Below are 21,823 nucleotides of genomic sequence, written 5' to 3'. Positions count from 1 at the left end.
GCGCCTACCACCACGGGGCGCGGCTCGCCGCTCGCCTCGAACGTCGGCCCGAGTTCCGGAACGGCAAGCGGCGCATAAGGCTCGTGGCGCTTCACATGAGTGCCGGAGGAAGCTCCCGCGCTCGCCCGCGAGCAGGCTTGCACAAGGACGCGCTGCTCCATCGAAGCGTCGGAAAGAACCACGCCAAGCGTCGCCACGAAGTGCACATCCCGCTTCTTGCGCGCATCCACGCTGCGCTTGAGGACGCGAACCGAATCCACGTCCCCCTCCCGCACGCCCAGCGCATCCGCCGCGGCAACGCGAACGAGCGCGTCGCCCTTCGACCCGGCGACACCCGCATCAAGCGGAAGCCTCACGTTCGAAACCTCAAGCACGGCTCGCTCCCTTCGCTCGACCGGCGTCGACCGCCAGTTCGTTGGCTGCCGCGCGGGCTGCCAGCATGCCGCTCGCCCACGCCCAATGCAAGTTGTACCCGCCGCAGGGCGCATCCACGTCCAGCGCCTCTCCCACCGCGAAGAAGCCCGGTATGCGGCGCGCTCCCATCGTGCGCGGATCGAACGCGTCGACGGCAAGCCCCCCGCGCGTCACTTGGCATTGGCGGGCATCCCCGATGCCGCGCACCGTCAGGGACAACCCTTTGAGAACATGCGCCAGCTTCGGCGCATCCTTCTTGGCGAACGGGTCTTCAGGGCGCAGTCCCGCCTCCTTCAACACGGCATGGGCCACCGCGGGCAGCAGCATGCCCCGCACAAGCGCATCGGCCGAGCACGGGCGACCGGCCGAACGCAAGCGGGCGGCGCGATCGAGCAGAAGGCCCTCCGCCTTTTCGGGCGCGATTTGGGGAAGCAGGTCAATGCGCAGCTTGTCGCCCGGATGGGCGAAGCGCGACAGGTTGAACACGGCGATGCCCGACACGCCGTAATCACGGAACAGCACCTCGCCAGATTCGCGAGCCTTCTCGGCGCCGTCCGCGCCCACCAGCGAAACGCAGCAGCGGACGCGAACGTTGTTGAGCGGCTTCACCAGGGCGGTATCCGTGCGCAGCGCGCCCAGCACGGGACGGCCGCTCGCGCATGACAGCCCTTCCGGCAGCTCGATCTCCTCGATCGCCCTGCCGCCAACGGCCACGATCACGGCATCGGCATGCCGCACCGCGCCGTCCGCAAACCGAATATGGAGCCGATCGCCCGCGCGCTGCGGCGCATCGACGCGTTTGGCAACGCAATCGCACGCCAGATGCACCCCCGCATCCTGCGCAGCCGAGCGCAGCACGTCCAACACGCTGGTCGCCTTGTTCGCCAAAGGATACAGACGCCCCTCGCCCTCTTCGCGCCAGAGCAGGCCCAAGTCGGCGAACAGGTTGTGAACGGGGTCCTCATGCGATTCTAATTCAGGTTCGGGATCGGCCTCAAGCTCGGCCAAAGCCTGCGAGACGAACGTCGGATTGCGGTATGCGGCAACGTCGATGCAAGCATTCGAGAAGTTGCAGCGGCCATTGCCGGTTGCCAGAATGGATCGACCGACGCGGTCGCTGGCTTCGTACACCGTCGTCTCCACGGATCCGGGGGCAACGCCTCGAGCGCGCAGAGCGCGGACGGTTTCAACAGCGGCCGCGAGCCCCGCCGCGCCGCCTCCTATGATGGCAAGTTTCTTCATACCGGCCATGATACCGCAAGGCGAGGCGAGCCCCGCTGCAGCGCAACCGCTTATCGCAGGATCCTCGCAGCAGGTAAACGACGCGGGGACAGCAGCCGGCTCGACCCTCGACGCGCTCGGCGACGCAGCGGCGCGGCGGCAACGGTCAAGAAAGACACCCGCCGCCGAGCCGCCATCGACATGCGCCCGCCTGCGTTGAGGACGGCGCTGCACTTTCTGCTCGATTTTGCACGCAATGTTGCGCTTTTCGAGGCGCAAGCCCTCTTCATCGCCTTCCCTCCAAGAGCCGTATTCCATTATCCCAGTTCACAAGGACGGGGCTTTTGAAGATGCGAGGCGGTGCGCAACATTGCTGTAAAAATCGGGCAGCTAGGGGCGCTGGAGGGCGCTGGCGGCGCTGAGAAAATCCTGACGGCGAACCAGCGGCGCCGCCCGACCACCGGGGCCCATCACGACCGATCGCAGCCCGACCGCTCGAAAAGACAGCGTACGTCAGCACGTGTCGATTCCGGTTCAACATAGAGCCCCCTGCAAAACCGGGAGCGCGGGAAATGGGAACGGGTGCGCGAGGAGGAACGCGGCGACCCCGGAACGCGAAGGGGTTGTTTCGGGCCTGGAAGCTCGACCGGATCACTCCTTCGGATCCCGAGCGCGCGGACATGCGGGAGGTTCGCCTCCTGGGAACTCGAGCGCCTTGCGGCTTCGTCATCTGGACGTTTCGCCTCTTACGCAAACCTTACCGCATGCGTACCCGGTCCTTACCTGCACCGTACCCGCTCTTTTCGCGGCGCTCCTATACTTCCGCTCGGCAACCTTTTCCACGCCGAGCGCACCTGCGCCCCGCCGTCGCGGCCCAACCGGGCAAGCGCCAACCAACTATTCGAGCAGAAGGGCTTTCCATGGAACATGCGTCATCCTTTTTCGAAACGAGCACGATCGGCGTGTCGCGTCGATCGTTCCTCAAGCTAGCAGCCGTAGCCGGCGTGTCCCTTGCGGGAGGCATGCTCGTGTTCCCCGATCAGCACGCCGACGCAGCGTTCAGCCCGGCCCCCGGCCAAGCTTGGCCCGCGCTGCAGGACGGGCACGTGCGCTTCACCGTGCACAGCGACACGCACGTAGGCGCCGAGGCCCGCAACTCCTACGCGCAGAAGATCCCCGCTGCGTTTTCCGGGATCTACGCCGCCGCGCCCGATGTGGCAGCCCACTTCTTCGTGGGCGATTCGGCGGACACCGGCACGCCCGCGCAGTACGATGAGCTGGCCTCGCTCCTCAACGCGAACGCGCGCAAGCCCGTTGGGATCGTAATGGGCAACCACGAATACTACAGCTGGCAAGGAAACAAGGAGAACGCCCAGGCTGCGTTCAAGGAGTTTCTTTCCTCCAAGCTGGCCGTAGCGGGATCGTTCCAGATTCCGGGAGGCGCGAACGAGGGCCAAACCGACTGCGATTTCATCGTGGGCGGAAGCGGCGGCTACCACGTGCTGGCGCTCTCGTCCCATCCGGGCGGCTACGACAACAGCTGGTACGGCGACCGGCAGGACTGGATTCGCGAACGCCTGGCCGCCGCGCAGGCGGAAGACGCGAACAAGCCCATCTTCATGTTGACCCATCATCCCTTCGGCAACACGGTCTGGTACAGCACGGGCGGCAGCTGGAACGGCCAGTTCGGAACCAACAAGTCCGACCGAACGGGCAACGACATGGCCTTTTACCATGAAATCGCAGCGGCGTATCCCCAGATCGTTCACTTTTCAGGGCACACGCACATCCCCATGGCCGACCCGCGGTCGATCTACCAAGACAACGGCTGCACCCTTATTCAAACCGCCACGTTCGCCAACAACTTCTGGACGAAGGGAGGCCAGGACGAAGGGTACAACAACGGCGACTACAGCGGGGGGAGCCTTTTGTACGGGCACCCCGCCGACGGAGACGACGCCAACCAGTGCGAGCTGGTGGACATCGATCCGGCAACCCATGTCGTGACCGTCTACCGCATGGATTTCCGCGAAGGCGCATGCCTTGGCGAGCCGTGGTCGTTCAGCCCGAACGACCAAAGAACCAAGGTCTATACGTCTGCCGCCATGGAAGCGCGCAGCCTTCCCCCTACGGTAGAGGCCGACGCCGCCGTCAGGGTGCCGAACGACGACACCCTGACCTCGTCGGGAGCGTCCTTCGCCATCACCGCGAACAAGGTGCACGCGGACGCGACCGGCTTGGACAACGATATCGTCCTGTGTTATCGCATCGAGGTTTTCGAGGCGGATTCCGACACGCCCCTGTACGATGCGCGGTTCATGTCCGAGTACTACAAAGCAAGCCAAAACCGCGCAGACGAGTTCGTTCGCCCGCTTATCGGCGCGGCCCTGGCAGAGAACACCGCGTACACGCTCAAGGCCTACGCCCGCAATGCATACGGCAAGGAAGCGCTTATCGGCCAGACCGAGTTCAGGACGAAGGAGCGCGAGGTGACGCCCCTTGAGGACCCGCTCTTGTCCGTGGATTTCGCGCAAGGATCGGCCGACGACCTCTCTGCCGCGCCCCATGCGATCAAGGAGTTCGGAGCATTGGAGCTAACTTCCGACCCCCTGTTCAACAAGCAGGTCGGCGTATTCGGAGGCGCCGCCGCGGCGGCGTACGCGTTCACGAGCGAGGACTACGCGCGTATCGGCACCGGATGCACCCTGGAAGTGCTGTTCCGGTTCGACGAAGAGCCCTCCAGCTACTTCGAGCTGTTCTCATCGGGGCAATCCCGCGGCCAGAATCTGGAGTACTACCCGTCGAGCAGCTCCGACCCCAACGGCAGCCGTCCCAGCTTGCATTACTACACGTCGCCTGAAGGCGGCGGGTGGAAATCGACCAGCGCCTATGTCGACACGCTTGCCTGGACGCATGTCGTGGCAACGTACGACGGCGTCGAGATGAAGCTGTACGCGAACGGAACGCTTGCTTCGCAGTTCGCCAATCCGGGAACCCTGCCCCCGCCCAGCGTAAGCGGCGGCGCGCCGTTGCGCTGGTTTTTGGGCGCCGACACGAACGCGCAAGGCGAGCCCGAACATGCGATGGTCGGACGCGTGGCGTTCGCGCGCCTAAGCCCCGGCGTCGCAACCGGGGACCATGTCGCAACGCTGTACGCAGCCTCCGCCGTCCCCGCTTCCCCGATACAAGCCCCAACCGCATCTGATCTGGGGAAAGCCACGGTAGGAGAACCGTACGCCATACCCTCCGTATCGTTCGAGGACGTCAACGGATCGACGATGCAGGCAACGCCCTTCGTGACCGATCCCGACGGCAACCCCGTCGCCCTTGAAAACGTCGAAGCGCAAAAAGCGACCGGCAGCACCGAAGGCTCGGCGCCGACCTGGCAGTTCACGCCCGCTGCGGCAGGGACGTACACGCTAGCCTACGCAGCCGGCTACGCCTCGGCAACGACAACCCTAACCGCGGCGTTCGCCCCCGAAAAGCCGGGCAACGATCCTGAGCCGGAAGGAGGATCCGGCAGCGGCGGAAGCGGCCAGGGCGGCAGCGGCGGATCGAGCGGCACCGGCAGCGGATCGGGCACCGGCAGCGGGTCGGGTGGATCGAGCGGCACCGGCGGCAGCGGCAGCAGCACAACGATCGGCAACCCGGCGAAAACCGTCAGAACCGGCGACGCATCCTGGGGCGCGGTCGCAGGCGCGGCGGCCATCGCGGCCCTCGGCGCGCTCGGCGGCGCGGCGGCAAAGCTCAAGAAAGGCGAGGAAGAAGACGACTAGCCGACGCGCTCTGCGCACAAGGCAAACTCGCGACCCCGTAAAAAAGAACAGCCCGGCGTCAATACGGCGCCGGGCTGTTCGGTGCGTTGTCGAGACGAGCACCGTGCAAGCTGCAAGCTACTTGCTCTCGAGCACGGGAATCTCGGTATCGTCCGCCTCGTCGAGGTTTTTCTCCCACACGTAATGTTTGGTCTCGCGAGCGATCAGCCCCGAAAGCAACAGCACGACGATGATGTTCGGAACGGCCATGAGCGCGTTGGTGATGTCCGAGATGGTCCACACCAAATCGCCGATGCCGATGGCGCCCAAGAACGCCACAGCTACGTAGAGCACCTGGTACGGGCGAATGGCGTGCTTGCCGAACAGGTACGTGACGCAGCGGTTGCCGTAGTACGACCAACCCAGGATGGTGGTGTATGCGAACAGAATCATGCCGATCACCAGGATAGGCGTGCCGATGTAGGGAATCGACGCGAACGCCGCGCTTGTCAGGTCGGCGCCAGCGGAAACCTGACCGCTCTCCATGATGCCGGGGTTCGCGATCATCGTGGAAACCAGCACGATGCCCGTCAAAGCGCAGATGACCACCGTATCCCAGAACGTACCGGTCATGGACACGAGCGCCTGGCGTGCCGGGTTGCGCGTGGACGCGGCCGAGGCCACGATGGGCGCGGAGCCCAAGCCGGACTCGTTGGAGAACAGGCCGCGCGCGCAACCGAACTGCAGCGCCATCATAAGGCCGCTGCCCACGGCGCCGCCGAACGCAGCCTTCGGCGTGAAGGCGCATTCGAAGATCAAGCAGATAGCGGGCCACACGTACTCCCAGTTCATTCCAATGATCACGATACAGCCCCATGCGTACGCGATAGCCATGAACGGAACCAGCTTCTCGCATACCTTGGAGATGATCTTGATGCCGCCGAAGATGACGAGCGACACCATGATGACGATAGCCAACCCGATGCCCCACGCGGGAACGCCGGGAGCGTTCGAGGTGATGATGCCCGTCATCGCGCTGGACTGGACCGCGGATCCAATGCCGAACGAAGCCACAGCGGCGAACAGGGCGAAGGCGCCCGCCCCCAGCACGCCGTACCAGGGCGTCTTCCCGTCCTTCTCGAACGCACGGCGCCACGCGTACATCGCTCCGCCCAGCATGTTGCCGTTATGGTCCTTCACGCGGTACTTCACGGCTGCGTACGTCTCGGAGTACTTGGTAGCCATGCCGAACACGCCCGTAAGCCACATCCACAGCACCGCGCCCGGACCGCCCGCCAGGATGGCGGTGCCCACGCCCACGATGTTGCCCGTGCCGATGGTGGCCGAAAGCGCCGTGGTCAGCGCACCGAACTGGCTGATATCCCCCGGTGCGTCCGGATCCTTCGTTACCGACAGCTTGATGGCCGTCGGCAGCTTGCGCTGGATGAATCCCGTGCGAAACGTCAGGAACAGGTGAGAACCCAGCAGCAGAATGATCATCGGCGGGCCCCACACGAACGCATCGATGTCGCTGATAAGCTGAACGATGTCCATACCCCAACCCCTCTCTCTTTCCTTGTGTACGAAAGCAGGCGAAGAGTCTATACCGAAGCAGGTTGCACCGCCCCGGCAAAGCGCTGGGCATCATCGGCGCATGGCCAGAACGATGGAAGCCGTTTCGGTATGGGCACTTTCGCACGCTAAAGTACCCGGATTATAACGAGGCAGCACGTTGCAGCTTGATACCAAATGCGAAATTGTCAGCGAACGGCGCCGCGGGCAGGGGGGACGAGCGAAAACGCGCATCCGCGGACGAGCGGGCGAGCCCTACTTCCCTTCCAGCTGCGGGATGGGCGTGTCGTCGGCTTCGTCAAGATTGCCGTCGTAAATGTAGTGCCGCGTTTCCCGAGCGACCATGCCGGACAGCATGAGAACCACCACGATATTGGGAATGGCCATGAGCGCGTTGCCGATATCGCTGATCAGCCAGACGACGTCGCCTACGCCGATAGCTCCCAAAAACGCCACGGCCACGTACACCACCTGATACGGACGAATAGCGTAGCGCCCGAACAGGTACGTGATGCAGCGGCTGCCGTAGTACGACCAACCCAGGATGGTGGTGTAGCTGAACGCCACCATGCCCAGCACCAGAATAGGCGTTCCGATGTAGGGAATCTTCGAGAACGCCTCGCTTGCCAGCTGGGCGCCCGAGTACAACGTGGGATTCTCCAAGATGTCGGAGGCGATGTCGGGATGCGCGAGCATGGTGGACACCAGCACGATGCCGGTCAGCGCGCAGATCACGACAGTGGACCAAAACGTGCCGGTCATGGCAACAAGCGCCTGCTGAGCAGGGTTGCGGGTGGAAGCCGCTGCCGCCACGATGGGCGCGGAGCCCAGGCCGGATTCGTTGGAGAACAGGCCGCGCGCGCAGCCGAACTGCAAGGCAACCATGATGCCGCTGCCCACGGCGCCGCCGAACGCGGCCTTCGGGGTAAACGCGCATTCGAGGATAAGACCGAGCGCCTGACCCAGAAGCGGACCGTTGAGCACGAGGATGACGATGCATCCGCCGGCATACGCCACGGCCATGAAAGGAACCAGCTTCTCGCAGACTTTGGATATGGATTCCACGCCGCCGAAGATGACCACCGAAACCAGGATCACGATCACCACGCCCACAGCCCATGCGGGAACCGCAACGTTCGAGGTGATGATGCCGGCCATAGCCGACGCCTGCACGGCCGATCCGGTGCCGATGGCGGCAATGGCCGCGAACGCCGCGAACGCGACCGCGCCCAGCTTCGCCCACCAGGGAGTGCGCCCGCCGGGGCCGGGATCCAGTTCGCCCTTGTCATTGCGACGAAACGCGCGCTCCCAAATGTACATGGCGCCGCCCAGCATGGCGCCGTTATGGTCCTTCACGCGGTACTTCACCGCCGCGTACACTTCCGCGTACTTGGTGGCGATGCCGAACACGCCCGTGATCCACATCCAGAACACGGCACCTGGACCGCCCGCCAGAATGGCCGTGGCCACGCCCACGATGGAGCCCGTGCCGATGGTGGCCGCCAGCGCCGTTGCGAGCGCGCCGAAGTGGCTGATGTCGCCTTTGCCCTCGGGATCCGAGGTGAGCGAGAGCTTGATGGCCTGGGGCAGTTTACGCTGGATGAAGCCCGTCTTCACCGTAAAGAACAGATGCGAGCCCAAAAGGAGCGCGATCATGGCCGGGCCCCATACAAAGCTGTCGATGGTGTTGAGAATCTCAAACATAATTTCGCTATTGTACCCCCGCACGAACCGGCGAAGGAAAATTCCCGTCGGGTATACACAAACTGTAACCTAGCGTGCGAAACATCGCATCGATGCCGCGCTTCGCACGCTAGGTTCACGAAACCGGCGATCTGCCGAATCGCCCCAGCTCGTCGGGTACGGGCCTACCGCCGATGGTAGATCAGGTGGCACACATCGTCGCCGCGCGCGATGGTCTTGGGCAGGTCCAGTTCGCAGCCGTACGCCTCGCCGATGCCGCGATCGCCGCACATGGCCCAATCGCACAGGTTGGAAATCTCCTCGTCGGTGCAACCCTGCTTCTGCCACGCCTTCACCAGCGGGCAGTAATGAAATTCCAGCTCGAACCGATCGTCCTGCACGTCTTTGACGTCCATCTCGAACACCATCTGGGCCGGCTTGCCGAACAGCCCCTTCTTGAGGCTCTTCAAACTATGCGTGCCGCCGCCCTTTGCAACCAGCTCCGCCCCCTGAAACAAGCCGCAGCGCTTGACCGCTGCCGGCGCGAACGTCGCCGGATCGGCGCCGGCCTTCGCGGCCTCGTCCGTAAGCAGGTACAGCCAAAGCGCGCGGTGCTCCAGCAACTCCCGAATAGCCTTCACCAGCGGGTTTTTGATCCGCGGCTCGTTCACGACCCCGCTCTGCCCCATTGCTCCCCCTTCGTCTTCCATGGCGTGCGCCATGTCTTCGCGTACCGGCATTATACGGGAGCGGTCCGCCAGCAGGCAAAAGAACGGCCCGGCAGCAGGCCAACCCGCCCCGCCGCGCATTGTCGCCCGAAACGTACGGTTTCTCGGCGAAAACCGTACGTTTCGGGCGACAATGCGTTCACGGAAGCGCTTTCGATCCCGTTGGACGTCCAACGTTGCGACGCCCAGCGTCCAGCACCCAACGTCGCAACGCCGGGCGCCGCAACGCCACAAAAATTCGATCCTGTCCGCATTCCGTGAGAAACGCTTGCCACAGATCAGCGAGGTGGTTACAATGTGCGCCATGGATTCTGTTTCAGGGCGAGGTGCAATTCCTCACTGGCGGTAATTCGGCCCGCAGCTTCGCGCTGCAGCAAGCCGAGAGTCCGCGACCCTGCGTGGCGCCATGCTGTGCAGGCTGATTCCGGTGAGATCCCGGGACCAACGGTATAGTCCGGATGGAAGAGGCAGAGATCCGCGAACGCAGCGCACGCGCGCTTTGCATCGGCGGACCCAACAAGCCTGTATGGAAGGAATTCATACGGGCTTGTTTTCTTTTTTGGCCGGAAAACCTGACCCGCACGCAATCGGCCTGGAAAGAAAGGGGTTGCCATGGCAGCCAACAACAAAGACGCTCACGCGCCCGCATTCACCAACACGAACAAATGGGAAACCCGCCAATTGGTCACGATGGCGCTGCTGTGCGCGATCGGCGTACTGCTTTCGTTCGTCGAATTTCCGCTGCTACCCGGCGTGACCTGGCTGAAATACGATGCCTCCGCCATGCCGGCCATGGTATGCGGCTTCGCGTTCGGCCCCGCAGCCGGATTGTCGGTCGGCATCGTGGGCGCCGTGATCCACGGCATCTTGTTCGCCGACTTCTCGGGTGCGCTCATGAACATCCTGGTAGTCACCGGTTTCATCTTGCCCGCAGCCATCGTATACCGCAAAACGCGGTCGTTCAAGGGCGGCGTGCTGGGCCTTGTCCTGTCCGTCCTTGCTGCAACGCTCATGGCCATCGTGGGCAACCTGATCATCACGCCGGCGTGGCTGGGCGTTCCGCTTGATGCGGTGATCGCCATGATCATCCCCGTCCTTACCCCGTTCAATTTGGTGAAGGGCGCGCTGAACGCCGTTTTGACCTTGATCGTGTACAAAAGCATCTCCAACCTGATCACCCCGAAGAAAAAGCAGGTCAAGGGGCGTTAAACCCTTCTTTTCCCAGGGCTTTTCAGCAGACCAGCCGTCGGCGGCCGCAAGTTTTGACCGCCGACGAGCTCAAGCCGAAGCACGGAAAAGGGCACCGCCCGGCAACCGCACTCGCGACAAAAGGAAAGAAGGACCGCTGCTTATGATCGAGTTCTCCAAGGTGGGATTCACATACGACGGAGAGGCGTTCGTGCTCGACGGCGTGGACGCGCGCATTCAGCAAGGCGAGTTCGTGTGCGTTCTCGGCGGAAACGGGTCGGGCAAATCGACGCTAGCCAAGCACGTGAACGCGCTTCTAACCCCCGACGAGGGCAGCGTCACCGTGCTTGGCCGCGACACGCGCGACGAGCATGCAACGTATTTCATCCGAAGCAACGCAGGCATGGTGTTTCAGAACCCCGACGACCAGCTGGTTGCCAGCCTCATCGAAAACGACGTGGCGTTCGGGCCGGAAAACCTGGGCGTGCCCACCGAGGAGCTGCGCCGGCGCGTAGCGGACGCGCTGGCGGACGTGGGTCTGCAGGGCTACGACAAGCGCGAGACCGCGGCGCTGTCGGGCGGGCAGAAGCAGCGCGTAGCCATCGCGGGCGTCTTGGCCATGGAGCCGGACATCCTGGTGCTCGACGAGGCGACGGCCATGCTTGATCCGCGCGGGCGCAAGGGCCTTATGCGTGTGTGCCACGAACTGCACGATCGCGGTATGACCATCGTCATGATCACGCATTTCATGGAGGAAGCGGCTCAGGCGGATCGCGTCATCGTGCTGGAGAACGGCCGCGTCGCCTGCGACGGAACCCCTCAAGAAGTACTCGTACGAGCAGAGCTGCTGGAAAGCCTGAACCTCGACGTACCGTTCGCCGCCGCGCTTTCGCTTGCGCTCAAGCAGCGCGGCGTGCCCGTAGGCATGCATGTTGAAACCGAAGCCTTGAAGGAGGAGCTATGCGCATTGCTTTCGAAGGCGTAAGCTACTCGTATTCCGACCCCGACCGTCAAGAAAAGCGCAAGCGCCGCCTGAAGAAGCGACGGGAAGCCGGCGTGACAGAAGAGGCGCCCTCGCTTGAAACCCACGGCAAAGCCGCCTGGGGAACGGATCCCAATGCCGTATGGGCGCTTCGCGACATCAACTTCTCCCTGGAAGACGGGGAATTCCTTGGCGTGGCCGGCCACACCGGAAGCGGGAAGAGCACGCTCATCCAGCACATGAACGGGCTGGTGAGTCCCACGCGCGGACGCGTGCTCCTTGATGGGAAAGACCTGGCCGACAAGCGGGAGGCACAGGCGTGCCGCGGCAAGGTGGGCCTGGTGTTCCAGTACCCCGAGCATCAGCTGTTCGCCGCCACCGTCAACGAGGACGTGGCGTTCGGGCCGCGAAACCTGGGCGTGCCCGACGAAGAGGTGCGGACGCGCGTGCGCGCCGCCCTGGAGAGCGTGCGCTTGGACCCGGACGTCGTGGGAGACAAAAGCCCCTTCGAGCTTTCCGGAGGACAGCAGCGGCGCGTGGCGTTCGCCGGGGTTTTGGCCATGGAGCCGCAGGTGCTGGTGCTCGACGAGCCGGTCGCGGGGCTCGATCCCGTGGCGCGCGAGGAGTTCCTCGCCCTCATAAGCGAATTGCACGCCGGAGGGCTCACCGTTGTGATGGTGTCGCACAACATGGACGACCTGGCCCGTTTCTCCGATCGAATCCTCGTGCTGAACGAAGGCAGGCAGTTCGCGCTAGGCACGCCGGCCGAGGTGTTCGCGCAAGGCGACGAGCTGCGCGCCATCGGGCTGGACGCGCCGGCCCCGCACAAGCTTGCAGCCGAGCTGCGCTCGCTGGGCCTTGACCTGCCCCGCCAGTTGTACAACGTGGAATCGCTTGCCGACGACCTGAGGGCGCTGTACGAAGCGGAGGCTCGCCATGCCTGACATCGCGGTCATCGGACGCTACTGGCCAGGGACAAGCCCCGTTCACCGCATGGACCCGCGCGCCAAGCTGCTGCTTTCGCTTGCCCTCATGGCGGTGGTCTTCGTTGCGAACGTGGGAAACTTCTGGGGGCTTGCCGTATGCGCCGCGTTCGTGTTCGGATTCTTCGCGTTGGCGGGCATCCCGCTTCGATCGGCGTTCAAGTCCATCGCGCCGCTGGCGTTCATCGTGGTCATCACCGCGCTGCTGAACGTGTTCTTCGTGCAGGGCGGGCAGGTGCTGTTCGAGTGGTGGATCTTCCGCATCAGCGAGGCAGGTATCTGGCAAGCTGCGTTCATCGCGTGCCGGCTCCTCTTGCTGCTGCTGGGCATGAGCCTTCTTACGCTGACCACGACCACGCTCGATATCACCGACGCTTTCGAGTACCTGCTGCACCCTTTCGCACGCATCGGAGTACCGGCCCACGAGCTTTCCATGATGATGGGCATTGCGCTTCGATTCCTGCCGCAGTTCACTTTTGAGCTGCAAACCGTCTACCGCGCGCAGATCAGCCGCGGGGCAACGTTTTCCAAGGGGAAGGTGCGCATGCTGGCCTCCCTTATGGTTCCCCTGTTCACCAGCGCGTTTCGCCATGCGGAAACGCTTTCCTCGGGCATGGACGCGCGCTGCTACCACGGGGGGACCGGGCGGACGCGCCTGCATCCGCTTGCGTACTCGCAGCTTGACGCACGAGGCACGGGGGTAATCCTGCTCATGCTGGCGTGCGTCATTGCAACCAATTTCATACCGAACTAGCCGAACTGGCAACAGCCCCCACTGAAGAGAGGAACGCCCCATGAACGGAAACGAAACCATCGTCGACTACCTAACGAGCGTGCCCGCCTGGTATCTGGCCACGTGCGACGGCGACCAGCCGCACGTGCGGCCCTTCAGCTTCGCCGCCATCCAGGACGGCCGCATTTGGTTCTGCACCGCAACCACCAAAGACGTGTACCGAGAACTGAAGGCCAATCCGAAGTTCGAGCTGAGCGCCTGGAAGCCGGGGAGCGGCTGGGTCATCATGCGCGGGCAAGCCGATTTGGAAGACCGCGCGAACAGCGAGGTGCGCCGTGCCGGGTTCGAGCACATGACCGGACTCGGCGAAAGCTACGATGGACCCGAAGACGAGACGCTCACGTTCTTCACCGTGACGAACCCCGAAGCATGGGTGTGCGACATCGACGGCAGCTGGAATCCCGTCGAGTTCTAAACTCGGCAACGCAAACGAAAGCGGTGCAGCACGCGCGGCGACGACCGGAGGTCCACCCGCCACGCTGCGCCGCTTTCGCGCTTGCTACGCGAATATGCCGGAGCTGTGGCCCTCCTTGCGTTTTTAGTGAAGTATTCCGTACGCCGAAGGAAGGCTAGCGCTGGGTGAAACGAAAGTCGTACACTGTAGTTCACGACCCGTCAATAGAATTGAGTGTTGCGAGGTCAGAGTATAAAAAGCCCCGCTCCCCCGTTAGAGCAAGAGGTTGAGAACCATGGATGTAAACGACTACGATGCGCTCATGGAAGCCATCAAGGGCAGCGCTTCGAAGATCTTCGAGCTTGCAAACACGGAAGAGGAAGTCTGCCGTCTTGAAAAAGCCATCCACCACGAAGTGATGTATCTTGCGGCCATCGCGCAATCCGACCGCATCAAGCCACCGCAAGGATGGGATCTGCTCGGACGCTAAACGACGGCACGGGGATTGCTCCCCGCGCCGTTTTTACTTTAATCTGCAAAATCGTACAGGTCCTTCGTCGCCGCCCTGAAGTCCTCGTATACCTCGGAGGCTACCGCCTCGTCCTCGACAAGCTCGAAAGCCGCGGGCTGGCCTTCTTCGTCGAGTTCCGTCACTTCCAGCAAAACAACCTCGCCCGACGAGCCGGCCGGCTCGTCCTCGCTGATCGGGAAAAAGAACCCGTAGCTTCGGCCTTCGTGCAGAATCAGACCCAGAAACTCCAGCTCCGTCTGCTCGCCAGTCTCGTCTTCGAGCACGATGGCGATGCCCTCCTCCACCGGCGGACAAAAGTTAGGGGCGCTTCCTTCACGCATCGCGGACTCCTTGCTCCTCGCATGTTCATTGGCGCTAGGGTACCACAAGCACCTTGCACCGCGCGCGTTCGAGCCGGCAACGACAGACAAGCGCCAGACGGCTGGACGGGCGGCACACCGCAAAGGAAGGTCCCCTGCCAGGGGACCTTCCTTTGCATCGAACGCCCAGGGAGGGAAGGGGACGTCCGTGCAACAAGGGGTTGTTACTTCGTCAAGCTATGCAACGGGCCTGACCCGCGCTCGGCGCTTTGCCATCCTTCGGGCAACGGAGCATCATGGCATTCGTTGCAGGTCATCGTCGACGTGCCGTCCACCGAATGACATGTGACGCAATCCCCGGCAGCCAAGTGCGCTTTATGAGGATTGAACCCTTCGATACCCTGGTAGTTCTCGTTCGCCGCGTTGATGGTGTCGCGCGTATGGCAGCTCAAGCACACCTTGTTGTCGAACGATTCGACTCCGTCCAGCTGGCCTTCCACATGCACGGCTTTCAATGAACCCGTCGGATACGTCGCCTCCGCAGCGCCCTGATCGTCGCCTGCCTTCGGCGCACATCCCCCTAATGCCACCGCCAGAGAAGCAGCAAGCATCACGGGCGCCAAAACCTTCAGCAGCTTCCCTTTTTTCACGTTCAGCACCTTCTCTTCCTAGATGTTTGCATGAATGTAATCGAGGCCCAGAATATCCTTGACGGCCAGCCACGCAAAGCACTGGCCATGTCCGATGCCAGAGCCCATCACGTTGGGAGGATACACGTTGCCGTAGAACGATCCGGCGGTGTTGCCGGCAACGTACAAACCCGGAATAGGCATGCCCTTCTTGTCGAGAACGCGCTGCCGCTCGTCGTTCTTGAGTCCGCCACGCGTCGAAGTCATCGACGAACAGTGCTTCGAGGCGTAGTACGGCGGCGTGTCAATGGGGTTCATCCACAGCGGATCCTTGTAAAAGTCAAGATCTTCGCCAGCTGCGCACAGCTCGTTGTAGCGCGCGAACGTGGCCATGAAGATGTCCTTGTCGAATCCGCAATGCTCGGCCAACTCTTCGATGGTGTCGAACTTGAACGTAATGCCGTTCGCAACGTTCTTATCCACTTCTTCTTGGGTGTTCGAGGCGGTATAGTCCTCCACCATGTAGCCACCCTCAGGAAACTTCTCTTTCCAAGCGCTATCCCAAATGCTCCACGCGCAGCCATCCGGCGTACACGTCAGCTTGGGAATGGAGGGCGACTGGAACGGCAGATTCTCAGCCATGAGGCGTCGGCCGGCTCCATCGACCATGAGCACAGGCAAGTTGGCAACGCCTGCATAGAAATGGGTGCCGTCGAACGTAGTGGGCAGCGTCCCGTCCATCATGACAGCTGCAAACGGCCACAGATCGCCGCAAGCGAACTCGTCCATGTCCGCCCCGATCCACATGCCCATCTTCTGGCCGTCGCCCGTGTCGTTGGTATTGATGTTGTAGCGAACGATCTTTTTCAGCGACACGTTGTAATGCGCCATCATTTCCCGGTCAGCCGCCATATCGCCCGTAGCCAGCAGCACGCCCTTCGAAGCGTTGTACTTCACGTACTCGCCCGACTCGTTCTCGGCGATAACGCCCGTGCACCGTCCGTCGCTGTCTCGGACAAGCTGAACGGCAGGAGTGTTGTAATGGAAAGTTGCTCCCTTTTCGGAAGCGTATGCCTCCATAACGCCCGTCCAGTCCACAGGATCACCCGTAGCGAAGAATCCGCCGTCTTTCTGCGCGAAGAAAATCATCTGGGCGAACGCCTGCCACAGGGGGCTTGCGCCCGGCATGCCAATGCCGTCGTTCGTGATCTTGTAGTCGAGCGATGCGGCGGGAATCAGCTGGTAGCCCTTCTCGTTGAAGATCTTCTCGAGCCAGTTGATGTAGGGACCGGAGTTATCGAACCACAGACCGTAAGCCGACGTCCGGCCCTGCACTCCATTGGTGATGGCCCATGTCGAAGTGACGAACTCCTTGCGATCGGTGGTCAACCCCAACTTCGTCTGCACATCGGAGTTGAAGCCGGCAGTGCACAAGCGGAACAAGCCGTACGTGCTTCCTTTTTCCACCACATGCACGTTCGCGCCGCTCTCGGCCGCAAGCATAGCGGCAGGCAACCCGCAGATGCCCGCACCGCAGATAACGATATCGCAATCGATCGTCTCGGCTATCTCGCTTTCGGCAATGGGGTCAGGTGGCGTGAGGAATGCAGGCTGCCCGGCCTCAGGAGCCGCAGCCGCATTCGCATCATCGGCGGGAGCCTTCGATTCGGACTCCGACGCCCCACCGCTGCAGCCGGCAAGCCCGAATGCTGCCCCAGCTCCGACCATCGCAGCTCCGGTTAGAAATCCGCGACGAGACATTCCTTGACCACGCATGCTTTCCCTGTTCAACATGACGTCCCCTTTCCTTGATCCATCCCTTTAACCGACCCCTTGTATCGAGCGATCGGCTCGCAACCGATCCTACGTGTTCAAGGAGAGGTTAAGAAATCGGTAACTTCACAGCACTGCGGGCATTTTGCTAACCTGAACCGCTAACCCTCGCTAACCCTTGAAGGGGTTAGCGATTTATCTCTACCGCGATCGTGCGTTATGGGATACTGTCGTGATGGGGAGCTTTGGGAGGGGAACGCATATGGGAAACGAAAGACGCCTAGACGTCTTCGCGAAAGTGCGGAGCGCCGTAGCGACCACGCGAAAGAAAGCGAGCGCGGACGGACTGTTCGTTGGAACGTCGTGCATGATCGCCCTGGTGTCGTACACGCACTACACCCCCGCGCTCGCGCACGTTTCCCCCGAAGAGTTATCGTTCTCAGACGTCACCTGCCTTCTGGGCGCAATTACTTCCTTCATACTGCTCGCCCTCTCCAAAAGCGATCGACCCGTCTTTGCAAAGCCTTCCGTCATTTGGATCTCGAGCGCATGCGTGCTAGTCAGCATTCTCGCGTTCGCTCTGTTTCCAACAATGGTACGCGTATCGCCTTTGCTGGTTACCGTAATAGGAGGAGGCCTGTTCGGAATTTACCTTTCCGTCATGGCCGTGTGCTGGCTATGGGTATACGCGCACAACAGCGCGGCTACCGTCATTTGGAACATCATGTTCTCCGCCTTCGCCGGATCGATCATCCTGTGGTTCATCGTCGGCATGGACACGCCACGAGTTGCATGCAGCCTGGTGGCGCTGCTTGGAATAGCCGCTTTCACACTTACAAAGCGCATGGCCCTCTTGCGAAAAGCGCCACCCGATCAGCTCGTGAAGGAGTCGCAGGGTCACGCACCCATCCATATCACCATCTCCACGCTTTTGTTCAGTTACGCGTTCATGGTGTCGCTCTCCTTCGCCGGACTCGAACACTTTTCCCTCGCGTTTTCCGCAATCGCCATATTGATACCCTTTTTGCTGGTAGGCGTATTGATGCTCTCCTTCAAGCGGCTCACCACCTTATCGCTGCTCAACATCGCCGTGCCCATCATCGTGACCGCAACCCTGTCGGCTTCGTTTCTGGATCTCAATCCAGTAGTCACATTCGATCTTGCGCTCGTTGGCATACTGCTGTTTCTCGCATACGCAGTCGTGCTCCTATGCGCCATCACTGAGAAGTTTGATTCCCGCGCATACCAAACGTTCTCCCTTCTCATGATCGGATACTTCGGCGGGTGCATTCTTGGCAGAGCCGTTTCCGCGTGGGCGATGTTCGGCTCTGCGCTTTCGCACGACGTCGTGGTGCTATCCTCGGTGCTAGCCGTCCTTTCAGCCATGCTTCTGTGCATTCGAAACGGATTCATACCCAAACAGCTGATCGCCTTGTTCGACCCCGATCGGACAAGGAACGAAGGGGATCTGCCAAGCGAGCAGGTTGCACGCATCACGCAGATTTCCGCCCAATGCAATTTGGGCGCTCGCGAACACGAGGTGCTCGAACTGCTCCTGAAGCAAAAGACCGCCAACGAAATAGCCACCGAAATGACTATCGCAAACGGAACTGCGAAATCCCACATCAGGCACGTATACAAAAAGCTTGGAGTGCATAGCCGAGAAGAGCTCTTCGAACTGATGGGACTTTAGGCCCCGCAAGGAAACGGCCCCGGTGTCCGGGGCCGTTTACGTTACTTCTTGTCGGGGCGCTTCTTGCGCTGCGCCTTGGGCGGCTTGTGCTGCGTCTTGCCAGCATTCGAACCGTGATTCGAACCGGCCTTCGCCGTCGAAGCGGAAGCGGCGCCTGCGGCCTTCGCAGCCTTCTTGGGCGAGGCGCCCTCCGCCATGGCGTTCGGGTTGCCGAACTCGTATCGACCGACCTCGGGACCGAACTTCTTTACCAGCTTGGCGTAACGCGGCTCGCGCGTCTTCCACATGGCGTACAGCGGGGCCGCCACGGCAATCGAGGAGTACGACCCGCAGATCAAGCCGATGGACATGGCGAATGCGAAGTCCTTCAACGTCTCGCCGCCGAAGAAGAGCATGGCCAGCACCGGAATAAGCGAGGTCAGCGTCGTGTTGACGGTACGCACGAGCACCTGGTTGATGGAATGGTTCGCCATCGTCATGAACGTGCACTTGACGTCGTCGGCCTTCATGTTGTCATTGATGCGGTGGAACACGACCACCGTATCGTAGAGCGAATAGCCCAGAATGGTAAGGAGCGCGGCGATGGTGTTCGGGTTGACCTCGCGCCCAACCAGCGCGTAAATGCCCATGACCAGCACCAGGTCATGCAAAAGGGCCACGATGGCCGTCACGCCCATCTTGTACTCGAAGCGAATGGCGATGTAGATGATGATGAGCACGATGGAGACGAGAAACGCGATGAGCGAAGATTGGATGACGCTCGCGCCCCAGTCCGGCCCGATGGTGGTCACCTCGAAGCTGTCGGTGGAAAGCCCCAGCTTATCGGCAACCTGATTCGCGCGCGACGTGGCTTCTTCGGCGCTCGTGGTGGTAGTGCGCACCAGGAAGCCTTCGTCCCCGTCGGCGTTGGTGGTCTGGATAACGGCATCGGGCTCGCCCGCATCGTTGAAGGCGCCGCGCATCTGGTCGATAGACACCTGCCCGGTATTATGGAACGAAACCGACGTGCCGCCCACGAACTCGATACCGAAGTTGAGGCCCTTCACGCCCACCACGGCAAGCGACGCGCACACCAGCACGGCAGCCACCGTAAGGAACACCTTGCGGTGGCCTAGGAAGTTGACGTCATGCTTGATGAACTTGCCGCGCGGCTTGCGCGCCTTCGCAGCCGCCGCCTCGCCCGCTTCTCCAGCAGCGCGCTCCGCCGCCTTCTCGGAAGCAGCCGGATCGATGGCCTCGCCAATCTCGGCCTCGGCCACGGTCGTCCCCTCCGCAGACGCCAGCGCAGCGTAATCGCTCGCCGCCTGCTGGCTGTCCTTGATGCCCCAGAAACCGGGATGCTTCGCGATAACGCGCGGCGCAAGCACGCGGATAAGCGGCGCCTTGAACAACAGCATCATGAGAATGTCGCACGCGATGCCCAGGGCAAGCGTCAAGCCGAAGCCCTTGACCGAAGCGCTGGCCAGGAAGAACAGCGAGAGAGCCGACACCAGCGTAACCAGGTCGGCATCGATGGACGTGACGATGGCGTGCTTCACGCCGGTGATGGACGCAGCGCGCACGCTGCGACCCATGCGAATCTCCTCGCGGAAGCGCTCCATGGTAAGAATGGACGAGTCGGCGGCCATGCCGATGGTCAGAACAATGCCCGCAATGCCGGCAAGCGACAGGCTGAACAGGCCGAAATGGGAAAGCGTTGCCAAAATGCCCAGGTACAGCACCGCGAACACCACCATGGCACCCGCCGTGATGAATCCCAGGCCCCGATAGAAGAACAACAGGTACAGCATGACCACGGCCAAGCCGATCAGCGCGACCAGCACGCCGGAATGGAGCGCATCCTGCCCGAGCGTCGGGCCGACTACCTGGCTTTGCGCGTACTCGAAGCTCACCGGCAAGGAGCCGCTTTCGAGCACGGTCTGCATCGATTTGGCTTCCTCAAGGGTGTAGCCGCCCGTGATCTGCACGTTGCCGTCGGGAATCTCGCTTTGCACGGCAGGGGCGGATTGCACCTCGCCGTCAAGGATGATGACGATCTTGCCCTTCGTTGCCGCAAGCTCCTTCGTCGCAGCGGCGAACGCCTGGGCCCCCTGGGAGTTGAGCGTGATGTTGACCGCGTAATCGGTTGCCGTGTCCGAAGGCTTGCCGACGGAAACGTTCGTAATGTCGGCGCCGGTCACGAGCGGCGTGTACGTCCCTTCGGCCACCTTAAGGTGCTCGGTTTTACCCGAGGGGAAGGAGTTTCCCAAAGCGTCGGTCACAGTTCCTTCAGAGCCGTACTGCCCGCTTTCGATTTTCGATTTGACGTCGGCATCCGTAAAGGAATCGAGGCGCGCGAACTCCAACTTGCCGGTCTTGCCGATGGTGTTGAGCGCATCCTCGGTGTTCGTGAGACCTGGAATCTGAACGAGGATCTGGTCGGTTCCCTGTACCTGCACCACCGACTCGGACGCGCCGAGAGCGTTCACGCGGCTTTCGATGATGGCGCGCGACTTCTCCATTTCGTCGGCGGTTACTTGAGCGCCGTCGGCGCCCTTCGCGGTAAGAACCACGGACAGGCCGCCTTGAATGTCCAGGCCTTGGTTGATTTTTTCCTGGGGCGGCGTGAACATAAAGATCGAGCCGACAACCAGCAACGTGGTAACGACCAGCAACCAAACGTTGCGCCGGTTCACCGACCCGGATTGCTTCTTTTTCGCCTTCTGCGCTGCCGCCATGTGACGCTCCCTAGTTCGTAATCTCAGATACGCTGGAACGAGGCTCGATCGCCCCGCACGATAACTGCCCTATTGTGCCACAAAACCAGGGCAAGCGATACCGGAGGCCTTTTATTCCTGATAAAGGTTAAACCGAGAAAACGCAACGTGAAGAACCACGATAGAGTTGGTCGAGAAATCGAGCGGAATCCGAATAGAACCGCTTCGGAAACGTGCTAGATCCGCGCTAGGTTCGCGCTAGATCCGCGCCGGAACCGCGAAGAAGCGCGCGAGCTCCGCGCTGGACGCACGCCATCTGCGCGCTAGGCCGAGCCGCTATCATGGAAGGACGGATCACCAGGCGGCGAGGCTCCACGCCCCTTTCCACCCATGCCCCCGACGAAGGGAAAAACGGGAGGAGGTGGACGCCATGACCGATTTGGCTTTGATTACGGCGGCCGTCGAGCTGATCTCCAGCGTTATCGCGC

At 62.1% G+C, this 21,823-nt stretch carries 16 protein-coding genes, 1 pseudogene and 1 riboswitch; of the genes and pseudogenes, 8 read left to right on the top strand and 9 right to left on the bottom strand.

Going from position 1 to position 21,823, the window contains the following annotated elements; translation table 11 throughout:
• Both ACMNI9_RS00865 and ACMNI9_RS00860 read right to left on the bottom strand, forming a co-directional pair.
• Window positions 1-374 (bottom strand): annotated as a pseudogene (locus ACMNI9_RS00865) (FAD-dependent oxidoreductase); the annotation flags it as partial.
• A complete protein-coding gene (locus ACMNI9_RS00860) occupies window positions 367-1,656 on the bottom strand; it encodes an aminoacetone oxidase family FAD-binding enzyme (RefSeq protein ID WP_418830374.1) in 1,290 nt (429 codons plus the stop codon). The pseudogene ACMNI9_RS00865 and the gene ACMNI9_RS00860, both read right to left, overlap by 8 nt.
• A gap of 899 nt (window positions 1,657-2,555) precedes the next feature.
• Here ACMNI9_RS00860 and ACMNI9_RS00855 point away from each other — a divergent pair.
• The gene (locus tag ACMNI9_RS00855; RefSeq protein ID WP_418830371.1) at window positions 2,556-5,411 is read left to right on the top strand and encodes a metallophosphoesterase; all 2,856 of its coding nucleotides are present in this window, start codon (window positions 2,556-2,558) and stop codon (window positions 5,409-5,411) included.
• Between the two features lie 117 nt (window positions 5,412-5,528).
• Here the strand turns inward: ACMNI9_RS00855 and ACMNI9_RS00850 are convergent, their stop codons facing one another.
• The 3 genes from ACMNI9_RS00850 to ACMNI9_RS00840 all read right to left on the bottom strand — a co-directional run bounded on the left by ACMNI9_RS00850 (window position 5,529) and on the right by ACMNI9_RS00840 (window position 9,334).
• Window positions 5,529-6,944 (bottom strand): alanine/glycine:cation symporter family protein, encoded by a 1,416-nt coding sequence (locus tag ACMNI9_RS00850; RefSeq protein ID WP_216528898.1) that lies wholly within the window; start codon window positions 6,942-6,944, stop codon window positions 5,529-5,531.
• A 273-nt stretch (window positions 6,945-7,217) separates the two neighbouring features.
• Window positions 7,218-8,666: an alanine/glycine:cation symporter family protein gene (locus ACMNI9_RS00845; RefSeq protein WP_418830369.1), complete on the bottom strand. Its 1,449-nt coding sequence runs from the start codon at window positions 8,664-8,666 to the stop codon at window positions 7,218-7,220.
• Window positions 8,667-8,830: 164 nt separating this feature from the next.
• Window positions 8,831-9,334 carry an L-2-amino-thiazoline-4-carboxylic acid hydrolase gene (locus ACMNI9_RS00840; protein ID WP_114566770.1) on the bottom strand — a complete coding sequence of 168 codons (504 nt, stop codon included), beginning with the start codon at window positions 9,332-9,334 and terminating at the stop codon, window positions 8,831-8,833.
• 347 nt (window positions 9,335-9,681) lie between these two features.
• Window positions 9,682-9,847: riboswitch (FMN riboswitch) on the top strand.
• Window positions 9,848-9,985: 138 nt separating this feature from the next.
• On the opposite strand from ACMNI9_RS00840, the gene ACMNI9_RS00835 reads away from it, so the two are divergent.
• The 6 genes from ACMNI9_RS00835 (at window position 9,986) to ACMNI9_RS00810 (ending at window position 14,203) form a co-directional block, all read left to right on the top strand.
• On the top strand, window positions 9,986-10,582 hold the full coding sequence (locus ACMNI9_RS00835) for an ECF transporter S component (protein ID WP_418830365.1): 597 nt from the start codon (window positions 9,986-9,988) through the stop codon (window positions 10,580-10,582).
• Window positions 10,583-10,724: 142 nt separating this feature from the next.
• Window positions 10,725-11,546, top strand: a complete 822-nt coding sequence (locus tag ACMNI9_RS00830) for an energy-coupling factor transporter ATPase (protein ID WP_216528903.1) — start codon at window positions 10,725-10,727, stop codon at window positions 11,544-11,546.
• The gene (locus tag ACMNI9_RS00825; RefSeq protein ID WP_418830362.1) at window positions 11,522-12,487 is read left to right on the top strand and encodes an energy-coupling factor transporter ATPase; all 966 of its coding nucleotides are present in this window, start codon (window positions 11,522-11,524) and stop codon (window positions 12,485-12,487) included. Before ACMNI9_RS00830 ends, ACMNI9_RS00825 begins: the two co-directional genes overlap by 25 nt.
• Window positions 12,480-13,280, top strand: a complete 801-nt coding sequence (locus ACMNI9_RS00820) for an energy-coupling factor transporter transmembrane component T family protein (protein WP_418830360.1) — start codon at window positions 12,480-12,482, stop codon at window positions 13,278-13,280. Before ACMNI9_RS00825 ends, ACMNI9_RS00820 begins: the two co-directional genes overlap by 8 nt.
• Before the next feature lie 40 nt (window positions 13,281-13,320).
• The gene (locus ACMNI9_RS00815) at window positions 13,321-13,734 is read left to right on the top strand and encodes a pyridoxamine 5'-phosphate oxidase family protein (RefSeq protein WP_418830357.1); all 414 of its coding nucleotides are present in this window, start codon (window positions 13,321-13,323) and stop codon (window positions 13,732-13,734) included.
• A gap of 274 nt (window positions 13,735-14,008) precedes the next feature.
• The gene (locus ACMNI9_RS00810; protein ID WP_114566764.1) at window positions 14,009-14,203 is read left to right on the top strand and encodes a hypothetical protein; all 195 of its coding nucleotides are present in this window, start codon (window positions 14,009-14,011) and stop codon (window positions 14,201-14,203) included.
• Between the two features lie 38 nt (window positions 14,204-14,241).
• Here the strand turns inward: ACMNI9_RS00810 and ACMNI9_RS00805 are convergent, their stop codons facing one another.
• From ACMNI9_RS00805 to ACMNI9_RS00795, 3 genes are all read right to left on the bottom strand, one after another.
• Window positions 14,242-14,565 carry a DUF1292 domain-containing protein gene (locus tag ACMNI9_RS00805; protein WP_114566763.1) on the bottom strand — a complete coding sequence of 108 codons (324 nt, stop codon included), beginning with the start codon at window positions 14,563-14,565 and terminating at the stop codon, window positions 14,242-14,244.
• Window positions 14,566-14,768: 203 nt separating this feature from the next.
• On the bottom strand, window positions 14,769-15,194 hold the full coding sequence (locus ACMNI9_RS00800) for a cytochrome c3 family protein (protein WP_418830355.1): 426 nt from the start codon (window positions 15,192-15,194) through the stop codon (window positions 14,769-14,771).
• 18 nt (window positions 15,195-15,212) lie between these two features.
• Window positions 15,213-16,967: an FAD-binding protein gene (locus ACMNI9_RS00795; RefSeq protein ID WP_418830352.1), complete on the bottom strand. Its 1,755-nt coding sequence runs from the start codon at window positions 16,965-16,967 to the stop codon at window positions 15,213-15,215.
• A 241-nt stretch (window positions 16,968-17,208) separates the two neighbouring features.
• On the opposite strand from ACMNI9_RS00795, the gene ACMNI9_RS00790 reads away from it, so the two are divergent.
• The gene (locus tag ACMNI9_RS00790; RefSeq protein ID WP_418830350.1) at window positions 17,209-18,639 is read left to right on the top strand and encodes a helix-turn-helix domain-containing protein; all 1,431 of its coding nucleotides are present in this window, start codon (window positions 17,209-17,211) and stop codon (window positions 18,637-18,639) included.
• Between the two features lie 41 nt (window positions 18,640-18,680).
• On the opposite strand, the gene secD is transcribed toward ACMNI9_RS00790, so the two are convergent.
• The gene (gene secD, locus ACMNI9_RS00785) at window positions 18,681-21,356 is read right to left on the bottom strand and encodes a protein translocase subunit SecD (RefSeq protein ID WP_418830347.1); all 2,676 of its coding nucleotides are present in this window, start codon (window positions 21,354-21,356) and stop codon (window positions 18,681-18,683) included.
• Between the last annotated feature and the right edge of the window lie 467 nt (window positions 21,357-21,823).

Source organism: Paraeggerthella sp. (assembly GCF_048427265.1).
Lineage (GTDB): Bacteria > Actinomycetota > Coriobacteriia > Coriobacteriales > Eggerthellaceae > Paraeggerthella > Paraeggerthella hominis.
This window is presented reverse-complemented; position numbering and strand designations above follow the sequence as displayed.